At 63.6% G+C, this 23,924-nt stretch carries 24 protein-coding genes and 1 tRNA gene; 7 read left to right on the forward strand and 18 right to left on the reverse strand.

Annotated elements, in window-relative coordinates; all coding sequences use genetic code 11:
• Positions 1-267: 267 nt before the first annotated feature.
• Positions 268-543 carry a hypothetical protein gene (locus tag JQC81_RS09985; protein WP_203271672.1) on the forward strand — a complete coding sequence of 92 codons (276 nt, stop codon included), beginning with the start codon at positions 268-270 and terminating at the stop codon, positions 541-543.
• 642 nt (positions 544-1,185) lie between these two features.
• On the opposite strand, the gene JQC81_RS09990 is transcribed toward JQC81_RS09985, so the two are convergent.
• The 8 genes from JQC81_RS09990 to JQC81_RS10025 form a co-directional block, all read right to left on the reverse strand.
• Complete coding sequence (locus tag JQC81_RS09990; protein ID WP_203271673.1) at positions 1,186-1,956, reverse strand: nucleotidyltransferase family protein; 771 nt, start codon at positions 1,954-1,956, stop codon at positions 1,186-1,188.
• Positions 1,957-2,077: 121 nt separating this feature from the next.
• Positions 2,078-2,153, reverse strand: a tRNA-Phe gene (locus JQC81_RS09995).
• A 102-nt stretch (positions 2,154-2,255) separates the two neighbouring features.
• Positions 2,256-2,459 carry a DNA gyrase inhibitor YacG gene (yacG, locus tag JQC81_RS10000; protein ID WP_203271674.1) on the reverse strand — a complete coding sequence of 68 codons (204 nt, stop codon included), beginning with the start codon at positions 2,457-2,459 and terminating at the stop codon, positions 2,256-2,258.
• A gap of 85 nt (positions 2,460-2,544) precedes the next feature.
• Positions 2,545-3,195 carry a Maf-like protein gene (locus tag JQC81_RS10005; protein ID WP_203271675.1) on the reverse strand — a complete coding sequence of 217 codons (651 nt, stop codon included), beginning with the start codon at positions 3,193-3,195 and terminating at the stop codon, positions 2,545-2,547.
• A gap of 70 nt (positions 3,196-3,265) precedes the next feature.
• Positions 3,266-4,105, reverse strand: a complete 840-nt coding sequence (gene pssA, locus JQC81_RS10010; protein ID WP_203271676.1) for a CDP-diacylglycerol--serine O-phosphatidyltransferase — start codon at positions 4,103-4,105, stop codon at positions 3,266-3,268.
• Positions 4,106-4,215: 110 nt separating this feature from the next.
• Positions 4,216-4,917: a phosphatidylserine decarboxylase gene (locus tag JQC81_RS10015; RefSeq protein WP_203271677.1), complete on the reverse strand. Its 702-nt coding sequence runs from the start codon at positions 4,915-4,917 to the stop codon at positions 4,216-4,218.
• A gap of 57 nt (positions 4,918-4,974) precedes the next feature.
• Positions 4,975-6,888: an ABCB family ABC transporter ATP-binding protein/permease gene (locus tag JQC81_RS10020; protein WP_203271678.1), complete on the reverse strand. Its 1,914-nt coding sequence runs from the start codon at positions 6,886-6,888 to the stop codon at positions 4,975-4,977.
• A 121-nt stretch (positions 6,889-7,009) separates the two neighbouring features.
• Complete coding sequence (locus JQC81_RS10025) at positions 7,010-8,344, reverse strand: LysM peptidoglycan-binding domain-containing protein (RefSeq protein WP_203271679.1); 1,335 nt, start codon at positions 8,342-8,344, stop codon at positions 7,010-7,012.
• Between the two features lie 129 nt (positions 8,345-8,473).
• Here JQC81_RS10025 and JQC81_RS10030 point away from each other — a divergent pair, with 129 nt between their 5' ends.
• Positions 8,474-9,082 carry an LOG family protein gene (locus tag JQC81_RS10030; protein WP_203271680.1) on the forward strand — a complete coding sequence of 203 codons (609 nt, stop codon included), beginning with the start codon at positions 8,474-8,476 and terminating at the stop codon, positions 9,080-9,082.
• A gap of 9 nt (positions 9,083-9,091) precedes the next feature.
• Here JQC81_RS10030 and JQC81_RS10035 read toward each other — a convergent pair whose 3' ends face one another.
• The 4 genes from JQC81_RS10035 to cysS form a co-directional block, all read right to left on the reverse strand.
• Complete coding sequence (locus JQC81_RS10035; protein WP_203271681.1) at positions 9,092-9,541, reverse strand: DMT family transporter; 450 nt, start codon at positions 9,539-9,541, stop codon at positions 9,092-9,094.
• A gap of 156 nt (positions 9,542-9,697) precedes the next feature.
• Positions 9,698-11,293: a citramalate synthase gene (gene cimA, locus JQC81_RS10040; protein ID WP_203271682.1), complete on the reverse strand. Its 1,596-nt coding sequence runs from the start codon at positions 11,291-11,293 to the stop codon at positions 9,698-9,700.
• Positions 11,290-11,799, reverse strand: a complete 510-nt coding sequence (locus tag JQC81_RS10045) for a GNAT family N-acetyltransferase (protein ID WP_203271683.1) — start codon at positions 11,797-11,799, stop codon at positions 11,290-11,292. Before JQC81_RS10045 ends, cimA begins: the two co-directional genes overlap by 4 nt.
• Positions 11,800-11,935: 136 nt before the next feature.
• Positions 11,936-13,405, reverse strand: a complete 1,470-nt coding sequence (gene cysS / locus JQC81_RS10050) for a cysteine--tRNA ligase (protein WP_203271684.1) — start codon at positions 13,403-13,405, stop codon at positions 11,936-11,938.
• 107 nt (positions 13,406-13,512) lie between these two features.
• Here cysS and JQC81_RS33040 point away from each other — a divergent pair, with 107 nt between their 5' ends.
• Positions 13,513-14,022 carry a hypothetical protein gene (locus tag JQC81_RS33040; protein WP_246520335.1) on the forward strand — a complete coding sequence of 170 codons (510 nt, stop codon included), beginning with the start codon at positions 13,513-13,515 and terminating at the stop codon, positions 14,020-14,022.
• A 6-nt stretch (positions 14,023-14,028) separates the two neighbouring features.
• Here the strand turns inward: JQC81_RS33040 and JQC81_RS10060 are convergent, their stop codons facing one another.
• The gene (locus tag JQC81_RS10060) at positions 14,029-14,925 is read right to left on the reverse strand and encodes a LysR family transcriptional regulator ArgP (protein WP_203271685.1); all 897 of its coding nucleotides are present in this window, start codon (positions 14,923-14,925) and stop codon (positions 14,029-14,031) included.
• A 94-nt stretch (positions 14,926-15,019) separates the two neighbouring features.
• Here JQC81_RS10060 and JQC81_RS10065 point away from each other — a divergent pair, with 94 nt between their 5' ends.
• Positions 15,020-15,631 (forward strand): LysE/ArgO family amino acid transporter, encoded by a 612-nt coding sequence (locus JQC81_RS10065; RefSeq protein WP_203271686.1) that lies wholly within the window; start codon positions 15,020-15,022, stop codon positions 15,629-15,631.
• 5 nt (positions 15,632-15,636) lie between these two features.
• On the opposite strand, the gene JQC81_RS10070 is transcribed toward JQC81_RS10065, so the two are convergent.
• Positions 15,637-16,143: a CreA family protein gene (locus JQC81_RS10070; protein ID WP_203271687.1), complete on the reverse strand. Its 507-nt coding sequence runs from the start codon at positions 16,141-16,143 to the stop codon at positions 15,637-15,639.
• Between the two features lie 62 nt (positions 16,144-16,205).
• Positions 16,206-16,589, reverse strand: coding sequence for a VOC family protein (locus JQC81_RS10075; protein ID WP_203271688.1), 384 nt, complete (start codon positions 16,587-16,589; stop codon positions 16,206-16,208).
• 156 nt (positions 16,590-16,745) lie between these two features.
• Between JQC81_RS10075 and JQC81_RS10080 the strand changes: the two genes are divergently transcribed.
• The 3 genes from JQC81_RS10080 to JQC81_RS10090 all read left to right on the forward strand — a co-directional run bounded on the left by JQC81_RS10080 (position 16,746) and on the right by JQC81_RS10090 (position 19,711).
• Complete coding sequence (locus JQC81_RS10080; RefSeq protein WP_203271689.1) at positions 16,746-17,864, forward strand: DUF2865 domain-containing protein; 1,119 nt, start codon at positions 16,746-16,748, stop codon at positions 17,862-17,864.
• A 141-nt stretch (positions 17,865-18,005) separates the two neighbouring features.
• Complete coding sequence (locus JQC81_RS10085; protein WP_376772387.1) at positions 18,006-18,953, forward strand: ABC transporter ATP-binding protein; 948 nt, start codon at positions 18,006-18,008, stop codon at positions 18,951-18,953.
• The gene (locus JQC81_RS10090; RefSeq protein ID WP_203271690.1) at positions 18,950-19,711 is read left to right on the forward strand and encodes an ABC transporter permease; all 762 of its coding nucleotides are present in this window, start codon (positions 18,950-18,952) and stop codon (positions 19,709-19,711) included. Before JQC81_RS10085 ends, JQC81_RS10090 begins: the two co-directional genes overlap by 4 nt.
• A 115-nt stretch (positions 19,712-19,826) precedes the next feature.
• On the opposite strand, the gene gltX is transcribed toward JQC81_RS10090, so the two are convergent.
• From gltX to JQC81_RS10105, 3 genes are all read right to left on the reverse strand, one after another.
• Positions 19,827-21,167, reverse strand: coding sequence for a glutamate--tRNA ligase (gene gltX / locus JQC81_RS10095; RefSeq protein WP_203271691.1), 1,341 nt, complete (start codon positions 21,165-21,167; stop codon positions 19,827-19,829).
• Between the two features lie 262 nt (positions 21,168-21,429).
• Entirely contained in the window at positions 21,430-23,163 is a 1,734-nt protein-coding gene (locus JQC81_RS10100) for an NAD+ synthase (RefSeq protein WP_203271692.1), read from the reverse strand.
• 389 nt (positions 23,164-23,552) lie between these two features.
• On the reverse strand, positions 23,553-23,924 hold a 372-nt coding region (locus tag JQC81_RS10105), incomplete at its 5' end, for a 3-deoxy-7-phosphoheptulonate synthase (protein WP_203271693.1).

Raw genomic sequence — 23,924 nt, forward strand, 5'->3', positions numbered from 1 at the left:
ATCGGCGATCCAATGGCCGGAGCGCCGCAACTGGCTCAAAAAGGCACTTTCGGTCAACTCTGAGGATCCGAGGTCGCGTTTAAAATCTTCAAACTCATCCGCTTGAACGCGGAGATCTGTAATCTGGCTCAGGCGTGATTTCGGCAGGGCCGCGACTAGGCAATCAGGCGGATTTTGCCGTGACAGACAAAGCACCTGATCTCCGTCGCGCAGCCGTTCTACCAAAAGCGGCAGAACACACAGCAGTGCAGCGTCTGGGGCTAGGCTGTGGAGATCATCGAAGATGAACAGATATGGGGGTCGCACCTCGTTTTGCAGCAGCGCCTCGAACCAACTCTCAGCAAACTCGTGCAAGCCTGGGAGAGCCTCTGGGGTGAGATTGGGAAGCGCATCAACAGGCGCATCCGGCAAATGCGCAACCGCTCGTTTGAGGAACTGGAAGAACAAACAGGGATCTGCATCGGTCTCGTCGAGACGGTACCAAACCCCATGCCCTTGCGACGCCTGATTAAAGCCAGAGTGCAGCCAGGTGGCGGCAATTGAGGATTTTCCAGCTCCAGGGGGAGCTGTAATCCAGATAAGGCTGCGTGGCGCTCGCCTGAGCTCTTCGAAAAAGCGACGACGTGAGACCAAGCCGCGAGGTTCAGGCGGAACAATTTTGCTGGGAAGGCTAGACGAAACCAAGATGCTATCCGAATACGTTCTTTAATGAGCAATCAAACTGGTCGTTGTTCTCCGAACAATGATCGATTTGCCGACTTTTGATCTGAGGGATAGCTGCCTCGCTTTTCCGTCCATGCGTGATATCCACATACTACTCACGGCAGCACACACAAACAAGCTGGGAGAGTGACGGATTGTAGCAGTGCCTGCTGAACCGGCCGGCGATGAAGTCATAAAATTGATTCGAGCTCTAGCCCGAGCGAGTTGCCTTGCAGTCCCCTCCCGATCGCTCAATAGACGACGCCATGTACTGAAGGGTAAGTGTCGCCGGACGTAGGACAGCGCTGCAAAATTTTAGTTTCGTGCCTCGCGGCAACAGCCGCTGCGCTACGGGTCCAGAACAACGCGGCTGACAAAACAGGCGCCATGGTTTTGTCTGCTAGCGAAATGCCGAAAAACTGCCGTTGAAGATGCGATCCCACAGGAGGAAAGCGGCAGGAGTGCCTCCACCAAAATTGAGAGTTACCGCCTCCCTCGACAATGCAGCTGTATCTCTGATTTTTGAGAGGGCCTCCATTTGATCAGGAGCCGTCTTACAGGGATGAGGAATTCTCCGTGCATCTTGGGACCAAGATAAGGCGCCAGGCTCGTGGCTGCGGTTGTCTCGAACACGTTGCGCAGATCGATATCGTAGATGATCGCTTCCTGTCCCCTCGCGTACTCGGCAGCGACAAGCTCGAGATAAAATGAGCTTATCGGTACACTGCGCAAATGCTTCCAGCCTTTGAGAAAACGGATCAGTGATCTCGCCCTGCCTCCATGCCCCGGATCGACAGCGCGCAAATATTCATTGTGAGCGTCGGGCGCTGCCGATATCCAACCGCCAGAGCTATCAGGTATCACGAACCGCCGGAACCCGCGCTCGGTCAGCCCAACGTCATAAACCGGCATGACCTTTGTCGACTCTGAGGGATCCTGGCCACAAGGGAGGACAACAGCCGGAGAATCGGAGCGGACGCCGGTGTTGGGGAACCTACTTCGAAGCGCAGCGGCAGCAGTGACGAGGAGCCGATGCGAGTCACAGCGGGGAGAAGATTCCGGGATGACAGCAAAATAATCGACGTCGCTGTATCCGAAAACGTTGGTCCCATTCTCAAAGGAACCAACGCGGAAGAAGCCTGTGAACCCGGACTCCCCGCGGAGCTTTTGGCTCGTGGCGGCTTCGGTTTCAGCGGGTGTGGCCGATAGACATTCGAGAAACTGGTCGAAAGCGGCGTTGATCGTCGTCGCCACGGTCACCCCTGAATAATCTGAGGCGCGCCGTTTTGTGCCCCCAGCGTGCCCCCAGACTTCTCGCGGAAGCTTCCAACCCACGAGCTCGAGAACAAAAGGATTGTATTTGTAAGGAGATAAGTGGTGCCCAGGGACGGAGTCGAACCGCCGACACTGCGATTTTCAGTCGCATGCTCTACCAACTGAGCTACCTGGGCATCCGATGCGCGGCAAGGCCGTGCGCGTCGTGGAGGGGTGTATAGTCAGACTAGGACCCTCTGTCCAGCGGGTCGAGGGAGAAAAATGCGAACGGGATCGGATCAGGTCTCCCGGCGATCCTCATCCGGGTCGTCGGGCTCGCTCTCGACGACCGGGATGGCATAGCTGCCGGTCAGCCAGCGGTTCAGGTCTACGTCGGCGCAGCGCCGGGAGCAGAACGGTCGGAATTGCGGCTCTGCGGGCTTGCCGCAGATCGGGCATTTGCCGGTGGAGGCCATGGGCTTGTTCTCGTTGGCGGCGTTCATCCCTCGCCTCCTTGTTCTTCACGAGCGGCAACGTGGTGGCCGCCTGCGCCCGATGCAAGACCGAGCTGTGCTTCGGGAGGTCGCGTCAGGCCGCATCGAGCCAGGAGGAGCGGACGGGGTAGCCCTCTCCGTCGAGCAGGGCGACGGATTCGTAAAGGGGCAGGCCGACCACGTTGGTGTAGGAACCGACGAGCTTGACCACGAAGGTGCCGGCGAGCCCCTGGATGGCATAGCCACCGGCCTTGCCGCGCCACTCGCCCGAGGCGATATAGCGCTCGAATTCATCCCGCGACAGGCGCTTGAAACGCACCCTGGTTTCCACGAAGCGTTCGCGGATCGTGTCCTTGGGGGTGATCAGGCAGACTGACGTGTAGACCCGGTGCTGGCGGCCCGAGAGCAGGCGCAGGCAGCCTGCGGCCTCGTCGGCCACTTCCGCCTTGGGTAGAACCCGCTTGCCGACCACCACGACCGTATCGGCCGAGAGAATATAGGAATTCGCCAGGTCCTCGCGGGTGCGGGCCACCCGCCGGGCCACCTCGGCCTTCGAGCGGGCCAGGCGCTTGGCCAGCTCCTTGGCACTCTCGTTCTTCAGGGGTGTCTCGTCCACGTCGGCCGGCAGGAGCGCATCGGGCTCGATGCCAGCCTGCTGGAGAAGAGCGAGCCTGCGGGGCGAGGCGGATGCGAGAACGAGCTTGGAGCGCGCGCTGGGATTCGACACCTCTGAAGACGACGCCACTTTTTTCTCCACGGACCGGGATTTCACGAAGGCTTAGACCGGTGACAACATGGCACCGGCAGGGTCTGAATCAAGCGGCCGGAGGCTCCGGCTCGGAGCTTGCTGGCTGAGGCTGCGCCGCATGGGCGCGGTCGAGTTGGCGATAGCGCATGACGCTTAAGGGGATTGAGCCGAGGAACAGCACAGTGATGGCGGTGAGCATCTCCCAGGGGAAGTTCGCCAGAAGCCCGAACACCGCTGCCGACAGGACGAAGATCGGCAGAACCCAATGGCGCGGCACCCTCAATCCGATGGTCTTGCCCGAATAGACCGGAATGGTGGACACCATTAGGAAGGCGAGCCCGAGCAGATAAACCAGCGCGATAGGAGCGGCTGCAGGGCCCATCGGCACGCCCAGGAACGAGAGGTAGAGGGGCAGCATCGAGGTCAGTGCACCTGCCGGGGCCGGCATGCCGGTGAAGAAGTTCTTCTTCCACTCGGGCCGGTGAGGATCGTCCAGCATGACGTTGAAGCGGGCGAGACGCAGCACCATGGCGATGGCGAAGACCAGCACGGCGATCCACCCGACCGCCTTCAGCTCGTGCAAAAGGAAGCTGTAGAGGATGAGGGCCGGCGTCACGCCGAAATTGACGAAATCCGCCAGCGAGTCGAGTTCCGCGCCGAACCGGGACGTACCCTTGAGCATGCGCGCCACCCGGCCGTCGATCCCATCCAGAAGCGCCGCCACCACGATGGCAACGACGGCCGGCTCGTAGCGCCCCTCGAAGGCCAGCCTGATCGCGGTGAGCCCCAGGCACAGGGCAATCAGCGTAATGATGTTCGGAATGATGACCCGGACCGGAACCGGCTTGAAGAGCCGCTTGCGCGGCTCATTCGGATCAGGGGCGAAGGGAGGGAAAAGATCGCTCATGCCATGACATCTAGGGGTTGCCAGCTTAACCGGCAACCGAGAACGGAGGTGTTTCCCCTGTTGTGGGAACAGCTCCGCCCCTTTCTGACACCCGTTCTCCCGAAAACGGACTACCCGACCCGGTACTCCCGTGCGGGCTCGTTGGCGGTCAGGTCCGCCAGCACCGTCTCGCCCGCAACGGCCGTCTGTCCGAGGCCGACGAGGACCTGGGCGTTGAGCGGCACGAAGATGTCGAGGCGCGAGCCGAAGCGGATCAGGCCGAAGCGCTCGCCGGTGCTCAGGTGATTACCCACCTTCACGAAGGACACGATGCGGCGAGCCACGAGGCCGGCGATCTGGACCACGCCGATCTTGGTGTTCGCCGTCTCGATCACGAGAGCGTTGCGCTCGTTGTCCTCGCTCGCCTTGTCGAGCTCCGCGTTGAGGAACAGGCCCGGCGTATAGAGGATCTGGGTGATGCGGCCCGTGACCGGCGCGCGGTTCACGTGGCAATCGAACACGTTCATGAACACCGAGATGCGGGTCATGGGCTCGGGCGGCAGGTCGAGCTCGGCCGGGGGCACCGCCGTGGTGATCAGGTTCACACGGCCGTCGGCCGGAGAGACCACGAGACCTTCACGGACAGGCGTCACCCGCGGCGGGTCGCGGAAGAAGTAGCAGACCCACACGGTCAGGATGGTGCCGATCCAGCCGAGCGGCGACCAGAGCCAGGCCAGCACGAGCGTCGCGAACAGCGCGATCAGGATGAAGGGATAGCCCTCCTTGTGGATCGGCACGAAGATGCGGCGCATCGATTCCAGGACATCGGTCATTTTTTACTCAAGCCTTAAAAGCGTTTGCGTGGGGATGGCAGGCGGGAGCGCCTGTTGTCAACCTGCCACGCTCTCGGGACTGCGCTCCTCTTCCTCAGCCCGCTTGAGGGCTTCGCGGGCCTGATCGGCCTCGCGCTGGCGGTTCCACATGGCGGCATAGACCCCGCCATGGGCCAGAAGAGTCGCATGGTTGCCGCGCTCGACCACCCTGCCATGGTCCAGCACGATGATTTCATCGGCCCCGATGACTGTGGACAACCGATGGGCAATCACCAGGGTGGTGCGGCCGCGGCTGACCCGGTCGAGGGCGTCCTGGATCTCCTTCTCGGTGAAGGTGTCGAGCGCCGAGGTCGCCTCGTCCAGCACCAGGATCGGAGGAGCTTTCAGGATCGTGCGGGCAATCGCCACACGCTGCTTCTCGCCGCCCGACAGCTTGAGGCCGCGCTCGCCCACGGGCGTATCGTAGCCTTCCGGCAGGAGGCCGATGAAGCGGTCGATCTGGGCGAGGCGGGCTGCCTCCTTTACCTCCTCGGGCGATGCGTCCCAGCGGCCGTACTGGATGTTGTAGCCGATGGTGTCGTTGAACAGCACCGTATCCTGCGGGACCATGCCGATGACCTTGCGCAGGGATGCCTGCTGCACCTCGGCGATGTTCTGCCCGTCGATGAGGATGCGACCGCTGTTGGGCTCGTAGAACCGGAACAGCAGGCGCGAGATCGTGGACTTGCCGGCGCCCGAAGGACCGACGATGGCGACCGTATGCCCGGCCGGCACCTCGAAGCTCACGCCTTTCAGGATCGGCCGCTCCGGGATGTAGGCGAAATGCACGTCCTCGAAACGCACCACCGCCTGGTCGACCTGGAGCGGCTTGGCGCCCGGCTTGTCCTGGATCTCGGGGTTGCGGTCGATGATCTGGAACATGTCGTCGATGTCGATCAGCGCCTGCTTGATCTCGCGGTAGAGCATGCCCATGAAGTTCAGCGGGATATAGAGCTGCACCAGCATGGCGTTGACCAGCACGAAGCTGCCGATGGAGGCCTCGCCTGCCATGATGTCCCGCGCGGCCAGCACCATCACGATGGCCATGCCGATGGAGAAGATCACCGCCTGGCCGGCATTGAGCACGGCGAGCGACGTGTAGGTCTGGGTCGAGGCCTTCTCGTAGCCCGCCATGGAGCGGTCGTAACGGGCGGTCTCCCGCTGCTCGGCGCCGAAATACTTCACCGTCTCGTAGTTCAGGAGCGAGTCCACCGCCTTGGTGTTCGCGTCCGTATCCGAGTCGTTCATCTGCTTGCGGATGGTGATCCGCCACTGGGTCGCCTTGTAGGTATAGGCGAGATAGACGACCACCATCACGAAGACGACGGCCGAATAGACCCAGTTGAACTCCCAGGCGAGCAGGCCCAGCACCAGGATGAATTCGAGGATCGTTGGGAGCAGTGTCAGCACCACGAGGCGCGACAGCTCCTCGATCCCTTCGCGGCCGCGCTCGAGCACGCGGGTCAGGCCGCCGGTCTTGCGCTCCAGGTGGAAGCGTAAGGAAAGGCGGTGCATGTGCTCGAAGGTCTGCAGGGCGAGCTGCCGCACCGCATGCATGGCGACCTTGGCGAAGATGCCGTCGCGGACCTGCGTGAGCACCGCCATGAGAATGCGCGTGAGGCCATAGATCGCCGTCAGGAGGATCGGCGCTTTCCAGATCCAGGACCCGGCGGTAGCCGCAACTTCCGTGGCCTGATTGCCGCTGCTCGTGACGGCCACGAGCGCGTCCGTGGCCCATTTGAAGGCAAACGGCGTGACCATCGTGACGCCCTTGGCGACGAGCAGCAGGCCAAAGGCCAGGAAGACCCGCCGCTGGAGATCCGGTCGGCCGTGGGGCCAGATGTAGGGCCAGAGCTTTTTCCAAGTAGCGGCCAAGCCGCTCGGCTTGGGCCGGGCTGCGCCTGTCGTCGGGACGGCGGTGGAGGAAGGCATTCGCGAGGATCCAATCGAAATCTTGGACCTCGATATAAGCGATCGGCAGGGCGAATTCACCCTGCCACGGCAATTGTCCTGTGCAGCCGGGTCAAGCGGCTGCCCGAGCGAGTGGCCTGAGCTAGTTGCTCTTGGGCTCCTGCTCACCCGGCAGCACGAACACCTGGCCTGGATAGATCAGGTCCGGATTGCGGATCTGCTCCTGGTTTGCGCCGTAGATCACCGTGTAGCGCAGGCCCTTGCCATAGATCCGCTGGCTGATGCGCCAGAGGTTGTCGCCGCGGGACACGATGGCCGTGTTGATGTTGGGAATCACCACCGTGCCGACGTCGGCCACCTGCCCCTGCGGGAGGGCCGAGGCCACGTCGCGCGAGGTCTGCGGCTGGGAGGGTGCCGGAGCGCCGGATAGACGTGGCTGAGCCGGTGCGGCAGGAGCCTGGGGCTGGGTCGACGCAACCTGAACCGGCACGTTGAAGCCGACCTCGGCCCGGGACCTGACCTGGCCGGAGACAGGGTCCACATCGTCGAGCCGGATGCGATAGTCGCCGGGCTTCACGCCGCTGGCGATCGAGAAGGACACCTTGCCGTCGCCACCGGCTCCGCCGGGAGCGATGAAGCTCTCGTTGAGATAGAGCCGAACGGTCGCCCCCGGCGAGGACTGGCCGGACACATAGAGCTTCCCCTCCTCCGCCTCGACCGTCACGATCTTGATCTCGGGCCGGGCCGTGGGAGCAGTCGGAGCCGCCGGTGCGCCGGGTGCAGGAGCTGCAGGCGCGGGCGGAGACACCGTGGGAGCAACGCCAGCCTGCTGCTGTGGCGCAGGAGGCGCAGCAGGTTCGGCGGGCTTCGGCGCCTCGGCCACCTTGGGGGCCGGCGGCTCGGGGTTCGACAAGACCACCGTGGGCGCGTCCGGCGACGTCAGGGTGACGAGCGGCCGGGTCTTGCCGTCCGTGATGACCACCGTTACGGCCTGAGTGGAGCGCTGGCGCGTGCCGTCGGGCGCAATGGATTGCAGCACCACCTGGTGGGACCCGGGCGGCAGGGGCGGCGGCACGATGGCGAAGAGGCCCGAAGCGTCAGCGGCGGCGCGGGCATGAACTTGGTCGCCCCGAAGAAGCTCGATGGTGGCTCCGGGGGCTGCGCGGCCGGCAATGACGCTCTCCCCGTCCGGCTCGACGCGCACCACGTCGAAGGACGGAACGACAGGGGCTTCCTTGGCCTGTGCCGGGGGGGCCTCGCTCGGACTTGGCGGCTTGGTGGCAGCCTGCTGCTGGCCGGGCGCGGGCTGTGCCGGCGGAACTGACGGCTGCGCCGTCTGGGCGGGCGCTGCGTTCTGCGACGTTTCAGGCTTTCCTGACCAGGACCAGTAGAGAACGCCGAGGAGCACCGCGACCACGGCCGCGGCGGCAGCGCCGAGAAGCGCGATGGTGCCCTTTAACTCTTTCGGTTGCGCCATGATGCTTTTTCTCAAACGCGGCACTTTCTGCCATTTAATCCGTTTATCTTTCAAAAGGCTACGGCCATAAAGGACAAAATAATGCTCTACGACTCAGCCAGGGAGGCACCCCGCCTCCCCGAAATGCCCATGTCATCTGCCAAACCGATCAAATCCATCTGTGTTTATTGCGGCTCCGGTTTCGGAGACGACCCCGTTTTCGCTGAGAATGCGGCGGCTCTGGGCCGTTTCATGGCCGAGCAGGGAATCAATCTCGTCTATGGCGGCGGCAATGTGGGGCTGATGGGCACCGTGGCCCAATCCGTCCTCGACCACGGCGGTTATGTCACAGGGATTATCCCGGAATTCCTGAAATCCCGCGAGAAGCTTCTGGACGACGTTCAAGAAACCCTCGTCGTGCCGGATATGCACACCCGCAAGCGGCTGATGTTCGAGAAGGCCGACGCCTTCGTGGCCATGCCCGGGGGAATCGGGACCCTGGAAGAGCTCGTCGAGCAGATGACCTGGTCTCAGCTCGGCCGCCACACCAAGCCGATCCTGATGCTGAGCACCAAGGGTTTCTGGAAGCCCCTGCTCACCCTCATCGCCCACATGCGCGAGCAGGGCTTCATCCGCCCCGGGCTGGAACTCAACTACCTCGTGGCCGAGCGTGTCGAGGAGGTGATCCCGATGCTGGAGAACGCCGCCCGTCGGGTGGGGATCGTCGGCAACGAAGAGGCCATCGAGAGCCGGTTCTAAGACAATTGGTTATCCTGCGCGGGACAGCACGAGCCCGCCCAGGATCATGCCCGCTGCCAGAAGCCGTTGCCAGGTGATCGCCTGGACGGGAAGGCCGAAGGCTCCAACGGCATCGAGAACCAGCGCGGCCGCGACCTGCCCGAAGATCAGGGCCGCCACGGTGCTGACCACGCCAAGCTGCGGCACACCCCAGATCACGACGGCAACGTAGAACGCGCCCAGAAGCCCTCCGAGCCAGGACCACCAGGGTGCCGCGGCCATAGCGCTGCCGGACGGCCATGCGCCGCGAAGGGCGCTCAGGACGGCCAGCACAACGAACCCGATCCCGAAGGAGATGCAGGCGGCCAGCACCGGATCACGGAGCGACTTCGCCAGCGCCGCATTGATCGGAGCTTGCGAGGCGAGAAAGACGCCACCCAGGAGAATGCCGAAAAGCGGCAGGAGGATCATGATGTTCATAAGGACGCCTTATGCGCGCGTTTCGAGGACGTCAATTTACACTCAACCTCATCCTGAGGAGGCGCGCAGCGCCGTCTCGAAGGAGGCTCCAGCGGGCACTGGACGATCCTTCGAGACGCAGACTGCGTCTGCTCCTCAGGATGAGGGTAGTTCCTCTTAGAACGCCGCCCCACCCTTCAAGAGCTTGTAGACCATCGAATCCGTCAGCGCCTGGAACGAGGCATCGATGATGTTGGGAGAGACGCCGATGGTGGTCCAGCGCTCTCCCGTGCCGTCGGCGAACTCGATCAGCACGCGCGTCACCGCATCCGAACCGCCCTGATAGATGCGCACCTTATAGTCGACGAGCTCCAGGTCCTGGATCAGGTGCTGGTACTTGCCGAGATCCTTGCGGAGCGCAACGTCGAGCGCGTTCACCGGACCGTTGCCTTCGGCGGCTGAGATCAGCACCTCGTCACCGACGCGCACTTTCACGATAGCCTCGGACGCGGTGACCAGTTCGCCGACCGCATTGAAGCGGCGCTCCACATTGACGGAGAAGCGCTCCACATCGAAGAAGGCCGGCACCTCGCCGAGCATGCGCTTGACCAGCACGTAGAACGACGCATCCGCGCCCTCGAACGCGAAGCCCTCGGATTCCTTGCGTTTCACCTCATCGAGCACGCGCGCGATGCGCGGATCGCCCTTTTCCAGCTCGAAGCCGCAGCGCTTGAGTTCGGCTAGGATGTTCGATTGTCCGCCCTGATCCGACACCAGAACCTTGCGTGCATTGCCGACGACCTCCGGCTCCACATGCTCGTAGGTGCGCGGATCCTTGAGCACCGCTGAGGCATGGATGCCGGCCTTGGTGGCGAAGGCGCTCGAGCCTACGAAAGGCGCATGGCGGTTCGGCTGCCGGTTGAGGATCTCATCCACCTGCCGCGACACATGGGTAAGCTGGCCCAAGGTCTCGTCGGTGACGCCGAGATCGAAGCGGGCGGCATAGCCGTCCTTCAGTTTCAGGGCGCCGATCAGCGTGATGAGATTGGCGTTGCCGCAGCGCTCCCCGAGGCCGTTGAGCGTGCCCTGGATCTGGCGCGCGCCTGCCTCGACGGCCGCAAGGGAATTGGCAACCGCGCAGCCGCAATCGTCATGGGCGTGGATGCCGAGATGCGCGCCCGGCACCACCTTCGTCACGGCCGTGACGATCTCAGTCACCTCGTGCGGCAGCGTGCCGCCATTGGTGTCGCAGAGCACGACCCAGCGCGCGCCCGCCTCATAGGCGGTTTTCACGCAGGAGAGCGCGTAATCGGGATTGGCCTTGTAGCCGTCGAAGAAATGCTCGCAATCGACCAGCACCTCGCGGCCTTTGGCCCGGGCGGCTTCAACGCTCTCGTGGATGCCTGTGAGATTCTCCTCAGGCGTTGTCTCCAGCGCCACGCGCACATGGTAATCCCAAGCCTTAGCGACAAAGCAGATCGCATCCGCCTCAGCCTCCAGCAAAGCCGCGACGCCAGGATCGTTCGACACGGACCGTCCCGCCCGCTTCGTCATGCCGAACGCCGTGAACTTGGCGTTCTTCGTGCGCTTCTCAGCAAAAAAGGCGGTATCCAGCGGGTTTGCCCCCGGATAGCCGCCTTCCACGTAATCGATGCCGAGCCGGTCGAGGAGCGTGGCGATCGCCTTCTTGTCCTCAAGCGAGAAATCGACTCCCGTCGTCTGCGCTCCGTCGCGCAAGGTGGTGTCGAAGAGGGTGACGCGGTCTCGGCTCATGATGACAACTTCCTGTCTTCCTGGGGCGTCAGGCGCTTTTCCATGGTAGTGGTGCCGAGCCATTCGTCGCCGAGCGGCACCGTGTTGCGGCGCTGCGGCTGGAAACCGTGCTTCTGGAAGAACGGCAGCGCGTTGTCGCTCACCTCGGCTACAAGACGCGGGGCGCCGCGCGCGCCGGCGAGCTTTTCGACGGCATCGTAGAGCATCGTGCCGATCCCTTGGCCGGCTACGGCCGGATGCACGTAGAACAGCTCGATCAGCTCGTTGTCTTTCAGCGCGATGAAGCCGACGGGCGAGCCTTCGACAGTGGCCACCAGCGTGAGGCTTTTGTTAAGCTGCTCGGCGAAGGCATCGTCCTCAGCGAGAGCCATCCAGGCCTCCTGCTGGCTCTCGCTGTAATCCTCGCCCGTCAGCTCAGCGATGCTCTCTTCATAAATGTCGACGAGCAGCGGCAGATCGGCCGGCAGGAAGGGGCGAAGCCCCGGCTTCGGCAATGCCTGTCCCATCAGCGCGCCCCTCCCACTTCGAATGCGCCACACACCTCATGGCCGCACTCGCTGCGGTCATCTACGTCTTTGCGCGGAGTCAAGACGTAGATCCCCGGGACAAGCCTGGGGATGACGGTGGAGGGTATAAGAACGCTCATCGCGCCACCTCCCAGGTGGTGGTGCCGTCCTTGTTGTCCTTCACCACGACATTGAGCGCCGCAAGCTCATCGCGGATGCGGTCGGACTCGGCCCAGTTCTTCGACGCACGTGCTTCCTTGCGCGCTGCGATCAGCGCCTCGACCTGCGCAGCATCGACGCTCAATGCCGATTGCTTGCGCGCCTTCCAGGCTTCTGCCCCTTCGAGCAGGAAGCCAAGCGCACGAAGGTTCGCACCGAGCTCCTCGTGAGCCCCCTGCCCGTCGAAGGCATGGAGCTCCGCCAGCATCTTCGGCGTATTGAGGTCATCGCTAAGCGCATCGACGATCTGGTCCGAGATGAAGGCGGCCTCACCCGTGCCGGCCAGCTCATACCAGCGGTCGAGGGTCTTCTCGCTTTCCTCAAGCCCCTTCGTCGTCCAATCGATCGGCTGGCGGTAATGGGTGCGCAGCATGTTGAAGCGCAGCACCTCGCCGGGCCACTCCTGCAAGAGCTCGTTGATGGTGACGAAATTGCCGGCAGACTTCGCCATCTTCTCGCCTTCCACCTGCAGGAAGCCGTTGTGCATCCACACATTGGCCATGCGCGGCGTGTTGAAGGCGCAGCAGGACTGCGCGATCTCGTTCTCGTGGTGCGGGAAGACGAGATCGATGCCGCCGCCGTGGATGTCGAAGATCTCGCGCTCCGTCGGGTCGGCGCAGGTGAGCCTGGTCTCGAAGGCCTGGATCAGGTGCCGCCATGCCATGGCCGAGCACTCGATGTGCCAGCCTGGACGGCCCGGCGTCTGGATGCCGGCCGGCGAGGCCCAAGCCGGATCCTGCGGACCTGACGGCTTCCAGAGCACGAAATCCATGGCGTTGCGCTTGTAGGGCGCCACGTCCACGCGGGCGCCCGAGAGCAATTCGTCGAGAGAGCGCTTGGAGAAGGCGCCGTATTGCGGCACACCACTGAGCTTCTGCATGGCCGCGACCGAGAAGAGCACGTGCTCCTCGGCTACGTAGGCCGCCCCGCGCGCGATCAGCCGCTCGATGATCATGCGCATCTCGTCGATATGTTCGGTCGCCCTCGGCTCGACGAAGCGCGGAGGCTGGCCCGCCTCGTTCACGTCATCCGGCATGAGCACGCCGAGCGCGCGAATATCCGCGTGGAACTGCTCCTCGGTCTTGCCGGTGACGACGCGGATCGCCTCGTTATGCGGCATTCCCGGGTAATCCCGGGCCGCGCGGGCGTTAATCTTGTCGTCCACATCGGTGATATTGCGCACATACGTCACGGCCTGCCTGCCGTACACATGTCTCAACAGACGGAAGAGAAGGTCGAAGACGATGATCGGGCGGGCGTTGCCGATGTGGGCGTAGTCGTAAACGGTGGGTCCGCAGACGTAGAGGCGCACGTTCTCAGGGTCGATCGGGACGAAAACGTCCTTCGACCGGGTCAGCGTGTTGTAGAGGCGAAGTTGGGTCGCCATGAAACCATACCCCTGTCAGGCCGCAGGCCGGAGGGTGGTTTCGATCTTGGAATGAGAACGAGACGGCTCCAGCCAGCGAAGTGCGCTAGCCGCAAATAATCCCGGAAATGAGGATCGTTGCCGTGTTCATGAAGCCATCAATGCCTTTTCAGGCTGAAGCCGTCAAGATTTCCGAATTGGTAATCATGTTTAATTTGCACGGTCGCATGAAACGCCTTCCGGCCAAGCGCGTTAGAGCTTTGTTCACGCACACTCGCGCCATAATGGCACGAGTTCAAACAAAGAGGTCTACGATGCGCCGCGCATTTGCCATGCTCGGAATGGGTACTGCCGTGTTTTTTGCAGCCGCGTCCCTGACGCTGCTTCCCAATGGTACCCAGGCCTCTTCGTCTGAGGCGACCTTCATGGTCCCTGCCGCTGACGGTTATGGCGTCGCAGAATGCCTCATAGGAAACCAGGCTTGTGGCCAAGTTGTGGCAAACGCCTGGTGCGAGGCTCACGGATACGCCAAGGCCGTCTCCTTCCGGCAGGTATCGCCCGAGGAGATCACCGGAACCATCCAGAAGGCCTCCTTCGGCCCCAAGGATCCGCCGGTTTCGGTGACCTGCTCGAACTAAGGCCGATCAGGTCTGAGAAGGCATCGGCGACAGCATGGCCCGAGCGGTTGCAAGAACGGCTCGGGTCAGATCAGCCAGCAGAGGACCGACGATCCGGCTCTGCTGCCAGTAAAGCGGCACTTCCAAAGGCTCCGACGGTTCGAGCGCCACGAGGCGGCCCTCCCGGATATGCTCCTGAACCGTGGTTTCCAGGTTCATCCCCCACCCCAGCCCTGCAAGGGCCGCGTCCACGAAGGCCTGCGATGACGGCAGCCAATGGACCGGCGGCGGAATATCCACTCCCAGAGCCCTTCGGAGCCAGAGCGCCTGGAGCTGATCCTTCCGGTTGAAGACGAGACAGGGCGCGCGGGCGGCCGATGGCTCATCCAATCCGTCCGGCAGCCAACGCTCCACGAAGCCCGGGCTGGCCGTCGCGAGATAGCGCAGGGTTCCTAAAGGGTAGCAGTTACAGCCCTGGATCGGCTTGCCGTGCGAGGTCACCGCAGCCACGACCTCGCCGCGCTGCAGCCACTCGGCGCTGTGGTCCTGATCGTCCACCATGAGATCGAACAGGAAGCCCTCGGCCTCGGCCATCGCCGGGATGAACCAAGTGGCGAGACTGTCCGCGTTCACGGCAATGCGCAGGGTCACCGGGCGGGACTCGGGCTGAAGTCCGGGCAGATTCCGGCGCAGGGAGCTTTCGAGCAGGGCAACCTGCTCCACATGCTGGCACAGGCGCTGCCCCGCCTCGGTGGCCAGACACGGCTGGCCCCGCACCACCAGAACGGCTCCGATCCGCTCCTCGAGCAGCTTGATTCTTTGAGAAACAGCAGAAGGCGTCACGTTCAACTGCTCGGCCGCCCGCTCGAAGCTTCCGGTGCGCACCACGGCGGCAAGCGCGGACAGGAGGGCATAATCCAGCATTGGATTAGTTTTTCTAAACCAGGAGCAGAGACTTTAACTGTCCTAATCCTAAGACAAAGCCTAGGAAGCGTCGACTCCTCTTCGGACCATCGACATGAACGCTCCCCTCCTCGCCGGCTTTCTCCTCGGCCTCAGCTTGATCCTCCCCATTGGGGCTCAGAACGCCTTCGTGCTGCGCATCGGCCTGCGCGGGGAGCATGTGCTGGCCGTGTGCCTCACCTGCGCGATCTCGGATGCCGTGCTCATCCTAGCCGGCGTTTCCGGTTTCGCGCAGCTCAGCGCGCAGGTGCCCTGGGCCGAGATGGTTCTGCGCTATGGCGGCGCCGCGTTTCTCCTCGCCTATGGAGCACGTAGTTTCATGGCTGTCTTCGGATCGGCCTCCTTAAGGCCGTCCGAAACCGCGCCGGAGACCTTAAGCCGGGTGGTTCTCACCTGCCTTGCCCTCACATGGCTCAACCCGCATGTTTATCTCGACACGGTGGTCCTGATCGGCTCGATCTCGACTCAGTTCGATGAGGGTAAGGGATTGTTCGCCACAGGGGCCATGCTGGCCTCCTTCGTGTTCTTCTTTTCCCTCGGCTTCGGAGCCCGCCTGCTGAAGCCGCTGTTTGCTCGGCCGGTCACATGGCGCGTCCTCGACATCGCTATCGGCATCATCATGTGGGCGACGGCCGCAAGACTGCTGCTCAGCGAAAGCGCAGGCTGAGCCCTTTAAGAGTTCATCCATTCCCCGCATTTCGGCGGCACTTCGGTGCCCCAGGGCATCAGCGGCACGGTCGAGGTGGAGTTCTTGGGCGAGCCTTCGATCGGCCGGTCCGAATAGACCATGTAGACCAGGGTGTTGCGCTTCACGTCACAGCCGCGGACGATCTGCATCTTCTTGAAGATGAGAGAGCGGCGCTCGCTGAACACTACGTCGCCCTGGCCGAATTTTTGCTTGAACTTCACCGGCCCGACCTGCCGGCAGGCGAGCGAGATGTCGGACACTTCCTCGGCCATCCCGAAGGTGCCGGCGATGCCGCCGCGTTCCGGAGTCGTGTAGTGGCAGGCCACACCCTCGACCACCGGATCGTCCAGGCCATAAACGGCGAGCTTATCGTCCGGGGTGAGCGCCCGCCAGACCGTGGACTTCTTGAAGATCAGGTCGGGTTCCTGAGCCGCGGCGCCGGTGGCGGCAGCCATGGCAAGGGTCAGGCCTAGGGCGATTCGGGCAAGCATCGTCGGTTCGTCTCCCACCGTTACGCTGTCATGTGGGGATGGCCTCGGCTTTTGACGAGGGTCTATTCGGCCTGATGGCAGACGACGCAGATCTTGTTGCCGTCGAGATCGCGAAAATAGGCGCCGTAGTAGTTCGGATGGTAGTGCGGGCGCAGGCCCGGCCTGCCTTCATCCGTCCCGCCCCGCGCGATAGCGGCCGCATGGCAGGCATCGACCACGCTGCGCCTGGGCGCCTGCAATGCGATCATAGCCCCGTTGCCGACGCTCGGCGCCTCGCCGTTGAAAGGCCGCGCCAACAGGAATTGCGGCGGTCCGCCGGGCGCTCCCCACCCGACGAGCATGTCGTCCGCATAACGCACCTCGTGCCCGAGTGGAGCGAAGACCGCATCGTAGAAGGCCCGCGCCCGGGCGAGGTCATTTGCCCCGATGGTCGTATGGGAGTACATGCTGGGTCTCATTTTCGGCCTTGCCATGACAAGGAAGCTAGACAGCTTCTCTTGGAGCGGGCAAGGCGTTAATCACAATAGGGTCAAATTCGGGCGTCACATGACGAGCCAACCCGGCATATGATGCCCCAACGGACCGGTTCTGCGATCAGCTTCATGACAAAGACATCCTTTCTCCGCTCCCTCATCGCCATGACGGCCTTTCTGGCCGCCGGAGAGGCAGCGCTCGCCCAGTCCGCGCAGTGCCAGCGTTTCCAGGCCGAACTGGCGTCCCTGGAGCGCAGCGGCGGCAGCGCGCCGACCGGCCAGATGCGCGTCCAGCGGGCGGAGATCAACCGGCTCGTCACCTATTACCGCAATATTGGCTGCGAGCGCGGCCCGCTCGGCTTCCTGGCGGGTCCCGCCCCGGCCGAATGCGGCTCCATCGCCACCCAGATCCGCCAGCTCGAGGCCGGCTATGCCCGCCTGGCCGCCCAGGGGGTCGACCAGGGGGATATCGAAGTGCGGCGTCGGCAGCTCCAGGCCGCAGTCCAGCAAACCTGCTCCACGGAGCCACGCGGCTTCTTCGAATCGCTCTTCGGCGCCCCGCGTCAGCAACAGCAGCAGGTCATGCCCGAGGGTCAGCCGATCATCGCCGATGACGAGCCGCGCTCTCTCGGCGGCGGGCGCCTGATCTGCGTGAAGACCTGCGACGGGTCCTTCTTCCCGCTCACCACGCCACCGGGCGGCGGCCAGAGCGCCAACGAGATGTGCCAGGCCCTCTGCCCCGGCACGGAAACAACGGCTTTTGCCTATCCAGGCGGCGACAACGGCCTCAGCCGGGCAGCCTCGCTCTCCTCGAACCAGCCCTACACGTCGCTGGCGAACGCCTTCAAGTTCCGCAAGAGCTTCGACGAGAGTTGCGCCTGCAAGAAGCCGGACGAGAGCTGGGCGGTGGTGCTGCGCAAGGCCGAGAGCATGCTGGAGCAGCGCAAGGGCGATCTGATCGTCACCGCCGAGAAGGCAGAGGAGCTGTCGCGTCCTAAGGTGCAGGCCGCCCGCAAGGCCGCCGACAAGAAGGCCGAGGAGGAGGCCAAGGAGGCCGCCGAGATCGCCGCGGCGGCGCCGACCGCGAGCAAGGAGTCGGCCGGTATCGGCCCGCAATCGATCGAGAACAGCACTGTCGTCCGCCAGGGCGAAGGTGCAAAGCGCGAGGTTGCTGCCGGCGGCGGCCAGAAGAAGATCGTTCGCGTGATCGCCCCCGATGTGATCCCGGTTCCGAACGTTCAGAACTGAGCGTTTCGCCCACATCTTGCGTTATGGCCGTCCCTGGACTTGTTCCGGGGATGACGGTGGAGGATGTCAGAAGCACCTCCATTCCTTGCGACGAACGGCCATGCTAATACGCCCGGCATGAAACCGCTCGATTCTCTAGAGATGCCCCGTCCTGCGGGCGCATCTGACCCGATCATCACCGTGTCGGGTCTGACCAAGACCTATGCCTCCGGCTTCCAGGCCCTGAAGAAGGTCGACCTGGAGATCCGGAAGGGCGAGATCTTCGCGCTCCTAGGTCCCAACGGCGCCGGCAAGACGACGCTCATCAGCATCATCTGCGGAATCGTCAATCCGAGCACCGGAACCGTCGTCGCGGACGGCCATGACATCATCCGGGATTTCCGGCCCGCCCGCACGAAGATCGGGCTCGTGCCGCAGGAACTCACCACCGACGCTTTCGAGAGCGTGTGGGCGACGGTGACGTTCAGCCGGGGGCTCTTCGGCAAGCCGCCAAACCCGGCCTATCTCGAAAAAATCCTGAAAGATCTCTCCCTGTGGGAGAAGCGCGACAGCAAGATTATGACGCTCTCGGGCGGCATGAAGCGCCGGGTGATGATCGCCAAGGCCCTGTCGCACGAGCCCACAATCCTGTTCCTCGATGAGCCCACGGCCGGCGTCGACGTCGAGCTGCGGCGGGACATGTGGGAGATGGTCCGGGGCTTAAGGGAAAACGGCGTCACCATCATCCTGACCACCCACTACATCGAGGAGGCCGAGGAGATGGCCGACCGGATCGGGGTGATCAACAAGGGCGAGATCGTGCTCGTCGAGGACAAGCATGTGCTCATGCAGAAGCTCGGCAAGAAGCAGCTCACCCTGCACCTGCAGAGCCCGCTTTCGAGCCTGCCGGCCGAGCTGCAATCTGCGAACCTACAGCTCTCCTCGGACGGCACCGAGCTCGTCTATACCTTCGATACTCAAAGCCAGGAGACGGGCATCGCGGGTCTCCTGCGCCGCCTGAACGAGCACGGCATCGACTTCAAGGACCTGCAGACCTCCGAGTCGTCGCTGGAGGAGATTTTCGTCAGCCTGGTGCGGGGGCGCGCATGAACTTTTATGGGATTAAGGCCATCTACCTTTTCGAGATGGCGCGCACCTGGCGCACGATCATGCAGAGCATCGCCTCGCCGGTGCTGTCGACCTCGCTCTATTTCATCGTGTTCGGCTCGGCCATCGGCTCGCGCATGGCCAGCATCGACGGCGTGAGCTACGGGGCCTTTATCGTGCCAGGCCTCATCATGCTCTCGATCCTCACCGAGAGCATCTCCAACGCCTCCTTCGGCATCTACATGCCGAAATTCACCGGCACCATCTACGAGGTCCTCTCCGCGCCCATCTCCGCGGTCGAAACGGTCATCGGCTATGTGGGAGCGGCCGCCACCAAGTCGATCATCATCGGCACGATCATCCTGATCACGGCGCGGCTCTTCGTGGATTTCTCCATCGCGCATCCTGTCTGGATGATCGCCTTTCTGGTGCTGACCTCCGTCACCTTCAGCCTGTTCGGCTTCATCATCGGCATCTGGGCCGACAGCTTCCAGAAGCTGCAGATCGTGCCGCTGATGATCGTGACGCCGCTCGCGTTTCTCGGCGGCAGCTTCTATTCCATCAACATGCTGCCGCCGTTCTGGCAGACCATCGCCCTGTTCAATCCGGTGGTCTATCTGGTGAGCGGTTTCCGCTGGAGCTTCTACGGCGTCGCCGATGTGGGCGTGGGCATCAGCCTCGGCATGACCCTGGTCTTCATGCTCCTCTGCCTTGCCGCCATCGGGTGGATCTTCAGGACGGGCTACAAGATCAAGGCGTAGGAACTCACCAAGCCGTCATGGCCGGGCTCGTCCCGGCCATCCACGTCTTTGGCCGCGTAAAAACGTGGATGCCCGCAACAAGTGCGGGCATGACGAGGAATGGATTGGTCTTGGTCTATGCTGATTGGCCGGCCAGCCGCGCCTTCGCCCGCTCCGGCCCGATCAGCGGCAGCAGCGCTGCCAGCTCGGGGCCGTGATCAAGCCCGGTCAACGCGAGGCGAAGCGGCATGAACAGTGCCTTGCCCTTCATGCCCGTGGCGGCTTTCACCGCCTCCGTCCAGGTCTTCCAGGTTGTGGCGTCCCAGGGAGCCTCCGGCAGAACGCCGGTCGCCGCATCGATGAAGGCATTGTCCTCGATGACCGGCGTCACCGGCCCGCGCACGACCTTGGCCCACTCCGCCGCATCCTGAACCTTCGTCAGGTTGAAGCGCACCGCATTCCAGAACGCCTCGCCCTCATCGGCGCCGAGCTGCGCCAGGCGCTCACGGGCGATCTCATAGGGCATCTCGTGGATGAGGCGGGCGTTCAGGTGCTCCAGCTCGCTCTCGTCGAACTTCGCCGGCGCGCGGGAGATGTGCGAGAAGTCGATGAGCTTGGCGAGTTCGTTGAGATCGGCGATGGGCCGCACGGCCTCGGCCGAACCGACCAGCACCGCCAGCGATGCGACCGCCTGCGGCTCGAGACCGGCATCGCGCAGGCCCTTCACGGACAGATGGCCGAGGCGCTTCGACAGCCCCTCGCCGCTCGCCGTGATCAGCAGGCTGTGATGGGCGAAGGTGGGAGAGCCGGCGCCCAGAGCCTCGAAGATCTGGATCTGCACCGCCGTGTTGGTGACATGGTCCTCGCCCCGGATCACATGGGTGATCTTGAGGTCGATGTCGTCCACCACGGACGGCAGGGTATAGAGATAGGTGCCGTCCTCGCGCACCAGCACCGGATCCGACAGCGAGCTGCAATCCACGTGGCAATGGCCGCGCACGAGGTCTTCCCAGGCGACGTTCGTCGGCTCAAGACGGAAGCGCCAATGGGGCTTGCGGCCCTCCTGTTCGAGCTTGGCGCGGTCTTCGTCCGTGAGCTTCAGGGCCGCCCGGTCGTAGATCGGCGGCAGCCCACGGGCGAGCTGGCGCTTGCGGCGGAATTCCAGCTCTTCCTGGGTTTCGTAGCAGGGATAGAGGCGCCCGGCCGCCTTCAGCTGCTCGGCGGCTGCATCATAGAGCGCGAACCGCTCCGACTGGCGCACGAGCACGTCGGGCGGGATGCCGAGCCAGTGCAGGTCGGTCTCGATGGAATCCGCATATTCCTTCTTCGACCGCGCCACATCCGTGTCGTCGAAGCGCAGGATGAAAGTGCCGCCCTCGCGCCGCGCATAGAGCGCGTTGAGCAGGGCCACGCGGGTGTTGCCGATATGGATGTGCCCGGTCGGGGACGGGGCGAAGCGAACGATGGGCTTGGACATGCAGATGCTATGGCGAAGCGCGCACGGCGGCGCAAGGGGTGACTGCCGCTTCAGTGTCATTCCCGGCCGGAGCGTCAGCGGAGGGGAAGGGAATCCATAGCGCCAGGCATGTGAGTAGATCCCCTTCCCGGCCTGCGGCCGCCGGGGATGACACTCACTGCCGTCATGGCCGGGCTCGTCCCGGCCATCCATGTTTAAGAGGCTTGAAGACGTGGGTCCCCGGAACAAGTCCGGAGATGACGTGGTGGATGTTTAGAGCGTTTCAAACATCCATCGACCCGGTGCGCGGCTTGCCGATGGCGCGCTCCAGGGCTTCGTCCTTCTGGTGGGCCGCCAAGCCCTGGTCCCGGTAGCGGTTAACGATGGGGTAGCGGCGATCGCGGCCGAAATTCCGGCGCGTCACCTTCACCCCGGGAGCTGCCTGCCGACGCTTGTATTCGGCGATGTAGAGCAGGCGCTCCACCTTCTTAACCACCTCCAGGTCGTAGCCCTTCGCCACGATCTCCGAGACCCGCAGCTCCTGCTCCACGAGCCCGCGCAGGATCTCGTCGAGATCCTCGTAAGGCGGCAGGGAATCCTGGTCCTTCTGGTTCTCGCGCAGCTCCGCGGTGGGCGCCTTGATGAGGATGTTCTCGGGGATGACGATCCCATCGGGCCCAAGCGCGCCCTTGGGCTTCCAGCGGTTGCGCAGAGCCGACAGGCGGTAGACCTCCATCTTGTAGAGGTCCTTGATCGGGTTGAAGCCCCCGTTCATGTCGCCGTAGATCGTGGCGTAGCCCACCGACATCTCCGACTTGTTGCCGGTGGTCAGCACCATAGAGCCGAACTTGTTCGAGATCGCCATCAGGATCGTGCCACGGGCGCGGCTCTGGAGGTTCTCCTCCGTGATGTCCCGCTCCCGCCCGGCGAACAGAGGCTGCAGGGCGGCTTCAAAGCCCTCAACCGGCTCGGCGATCGGCAGGGTATCGTAGCGAACACCGAGCGCCTTTGCGCAGTCCTCCGCATCCTTGAGCGACTCGCCCGACGTGTAGCGGTAGGGCAGCATCACGCAATGCACCCGATCCGCCCCCAGGGCATCCACCGCCATGGCGGCGCAGATGGCGGAATCGATTCCGCCGGACAGCCCCAGCACCACGCCGGGGAAGCGGTTCTTCTCCACGTAGTCGCGCAGGCCGAGCACGCAGGCGGCATAATCGGCCTCCTCGCCCTCCTCCACCGTCACCACCGGAGCCTCGCGGCAGACCCAGCCCTCCTCGCCCTTCTTCCAGCTGGTGAGTGCGATGGTCTCCTCGTAGGCCGGCAGCTGGCAGGCGAGCGAGCAATCCGCGTTGAGCACGAAGGAGGCGCCGTCGAAGACGAGCTCATCCTGGCCGCCGACCTGGTTGAGATAGACCAGCGGCAGGCCGCTCTCGGTCACGCGGGCGGCCGCGATGTTGAAGCGCTCCTCGGTCTTGCCGCGCCAATAGGGCGAGCCGTTGGGCACGAGCAGCATCTCGGCCCCGGTCTCGGCGAGGCACTCGACCACGTCACCGCTCCAGATGTCCTCGCAGATCGGCAGGCCGAGGCGGATGCCCCGGAAATTGACCGGCCCCGGCAGGGGGCCGGCCTCGAAATTTCGCTTCTCGTCGAAGACGCCATAGTTCGGCAGGTCGACCTTGAACCGCAGGGAAATCGCGCCGCCGTCGAGGAGCGCGTAGGCGTTGTAGAGGAGCCCCTCCTCCCGCCACGGCAGGCCGATGAGCATGCCGGGCCCGCCATCCGCCGTCTCGCGGGCGAGCCGCTCGAGCGCCGCCCGGCAGGTGTCCTGGAAGGCGGGTTTCAGCACAAGATCCTCAGCGGGGTAGCCTGCGAGGAACTGCTCGGCGAACATCACGATGTCGGCCCCCATCCGAGCCGCCTCGGCGCGGGCCTCGCGAGCCTTCTCTTCGTTGCCGGCCACATCGCCGACGATGGGGTTGAGCTGCGCGAGCGCGATCTTGAGAATGTTCTGAGCCATGGCACCTGTAGATTTAGCGCGCAGCCGGGTGCGCAGCAATGCAACGAGCAAAGCTTTCCCACGGCGGATCAACGCGCCTGGTGCCGTGCCGATCCGCCGTTTGGGATGAACTCTGGCAGGCCGCTCATAGGCAGCACTCCAGGCCTTGTGCAAAGCTCAAGCTTTGTGGGAACTCGCAACAGTCCAGTTCGTTATTTCCACACGAAACACTGGGAGACTGACATGTTGAAAGGCGGCCTGCTTTGGCTCATCGGCATTCCTCTGCCGATCATCCTTATCCTCTTCTTCATGGGCTGGCTGAGCTAAGCTCAAATACTTGTAGAGTTGCGTATGCGTAAAAGAAAAAGGGGCGCCTCGGGCGCCCCTTTTTCTTTAAGCCATCCAGCCATTCATTCGGCCGCCAGGGCGGTCGGCTGTTCCCTTGACTGGCGCTCGCGCTTGATGAGCTCCGAGGTTAGGAACGCGATCTCCAGCGCCTGCTCGGCGTTGAGGCGCGGGTCGCAATAGGTGTGGTAGCGGTCGCGCAGGTCCGCATCCGTCAGGGCGCGTGCGCCGCCGGTGCATTCCGTCACGTTCTTGCCGGTCATCTCCAGATGGATGCCGCCCGCGTGCGTCCCTTCCGCCTGATGAATGGCGAAGAAGTCCTGCACCTCGCTCATCACCTGCTCGAACGGCCGGGTCTTGTAGCCCGAGCCTGCCTTGATGGTGTTGCCGTGCATCGGATCGCAGGACCACACCACCGTGCGCCCTTCCCGCTCGAC

The sequence above is a fragment of the Microvirga arabica genome (genome assembly GCF_016811235.1).
Classification (GTDB): Bacteria; Pseudomonadota; Alphaproteobacteria; order Rhizobiales; family Beijerinckiaceae; genus Microvirga; species Microvirga arabica.

What these genes read in the sequence shown, in the direction of transcription:
- yacG (WP_203271674.1), bottom strand. Translation starts at nt 2,459, where the DNA reads ATGAACGCCGCCAACGAGAACAAGCCCATGGCCTCCACCGGCAAATGC.
- pssA (WP_203271676.1), bottom strand. Translation starts at nt 4,105, where the DNA reads ATGAGCGATCTTTTCCCTCCCTTCGCCCCTGATCCGAATGAGCCGCGC.
- JQC81_RS10015 (WP_203271677.1), bottom strand. Translation starts at nt 4,917, where the DNA reads ATGACCGATGTCCTGGAATCGATGCGCCGCATCTTCGTGCCGATCCAC.
- JQC81_RS10020 (WP_203271678.1), bottom strand. Translation starts at nt 6,888, where the DNA reads ATGCCTTCCTCCACCGCCGTCCCGACGACAGGCGCAGCCCGGCCCAAG.
- JQC81_RS10025 (WP_203271679.1), bottom strand. Translation starts at nt 8,344, where the DNA reads ATGGCGCAACCGAAAGAGTTAAAGGGCACCATCGCGCTTCTCGGCGCT.
- JQC81_RS10030 (WP_203271680.1), top strand. Translation starts at nt 8,474, where the DNA reads ATGTCATCTGCCAAACCGATCAAATCCATCTGTGTTTATTGCGGCTCC.
- JQC81_RS10035 (WP_203271681.1), bottom strand. Translation starts at nt 9,541, where the DNA reads ATGAACATCATGATCCTCCTGCCGCTTTTCGGCATTCTCCTGGGTGGC.
- cimA (WP_203271682.1), bottom strand. Translation starts at nt 11,293, where the DNA reads ATGAGCCGAGACCGCGTCACCCTCTTCGACACCACCTTGCGCGACGGA.
- JQC81_RS10045 (WP_203271683.1), bottom strand. Translation starts at nt 11,799, where the DNA reads ATGGGACAGGCATTGCCGAAGCCGGGGCTTCGCCCCTTCCTGCCGGCC.
- cysS (WP_203271684.1), bottom strand. Translation starts at nt 13,405, where the DNA reads ATGGCGACCCAACTTCGCCTCTACAACACGCTGACCCGGTCGAAGGAC.
- JQC81_RS33040 (WP_246520335.1), top strand. Translation starts at nt 13,513, where the DNA reads ATGAGGATCGTTGCCGTGTTCATGAAGCCATCAATGCCTTTTCAGGCT.
- JQC81_RS10060 (WP_203271685.1), bottom strand. Translation starts at nt 14,925, where the DNA reads ATGCTGGATTATGCCCTCCTGTCCGCGCTTGCCGCCGTGGTGCGCACC.
- JQC81_RS10065 (WP_203271686.1), top strand. Translation starts at nt 15,020, where the DNA reads ATGAACGCTCCCCTCCTCGCCGGCTTTCTCCTCGGCCTCAGCTTGATC.
- JQC81_RS10070 (WP_203271687.1), bottom strand. Translation starts at nt 16,143, where the DNA reads ATGCTTGCCCGAATCGCCCTAGGCCTGACCCTTGCCATGGCTGCCGCC.
- JQC81_RS10075 (WP_203271688.1), bottom strand. Translation starts at nt 16,589, where the DNA reads ATGTACTCCCATACGACCATCGGGGCAAATGACCTCGCCCGGGCGCGG.
- JQC81_RS10080 (WP_203271689.1), top strand. Translation starts at nt 16,746, where the DNA reads ATGACAAAGACATCCTTTCTCCGCTCCCTCATCGCCATGACGGCCTTT.
- JQC81_RS10085 (WP_376772387.1), top strand. Translation starts at nt 18,006, where the DNA reads ATGCCCCGTCCTGCGGGCGCATCTGACCCGATCATCACCGTGTCGGGT.
- JQC81_RS10090 (WP_203271690.1), top strand. Translation starts at nt 18,950, where the DNA reads ATGAACTTTTATGGGATTAAGGCCATCTACCTTTTCGAGATGGCGCGC.
- gltX (WP_203271691.1), bottom strand. Translation starts at nt 21,167, where the DNA reads ATGTCCAAGCCCATCGTTCGCTTCGCCCCGTCCCCGACCGGGCACATC.
- JQC81_RS10100 (WP_203271692.1), bottom strand. Translation starts at nt 23,163, where the DNA reads ATGGCTCAGAACATTCTCAAGATCGCGCTCGCGCAGCTCAACCCCATC.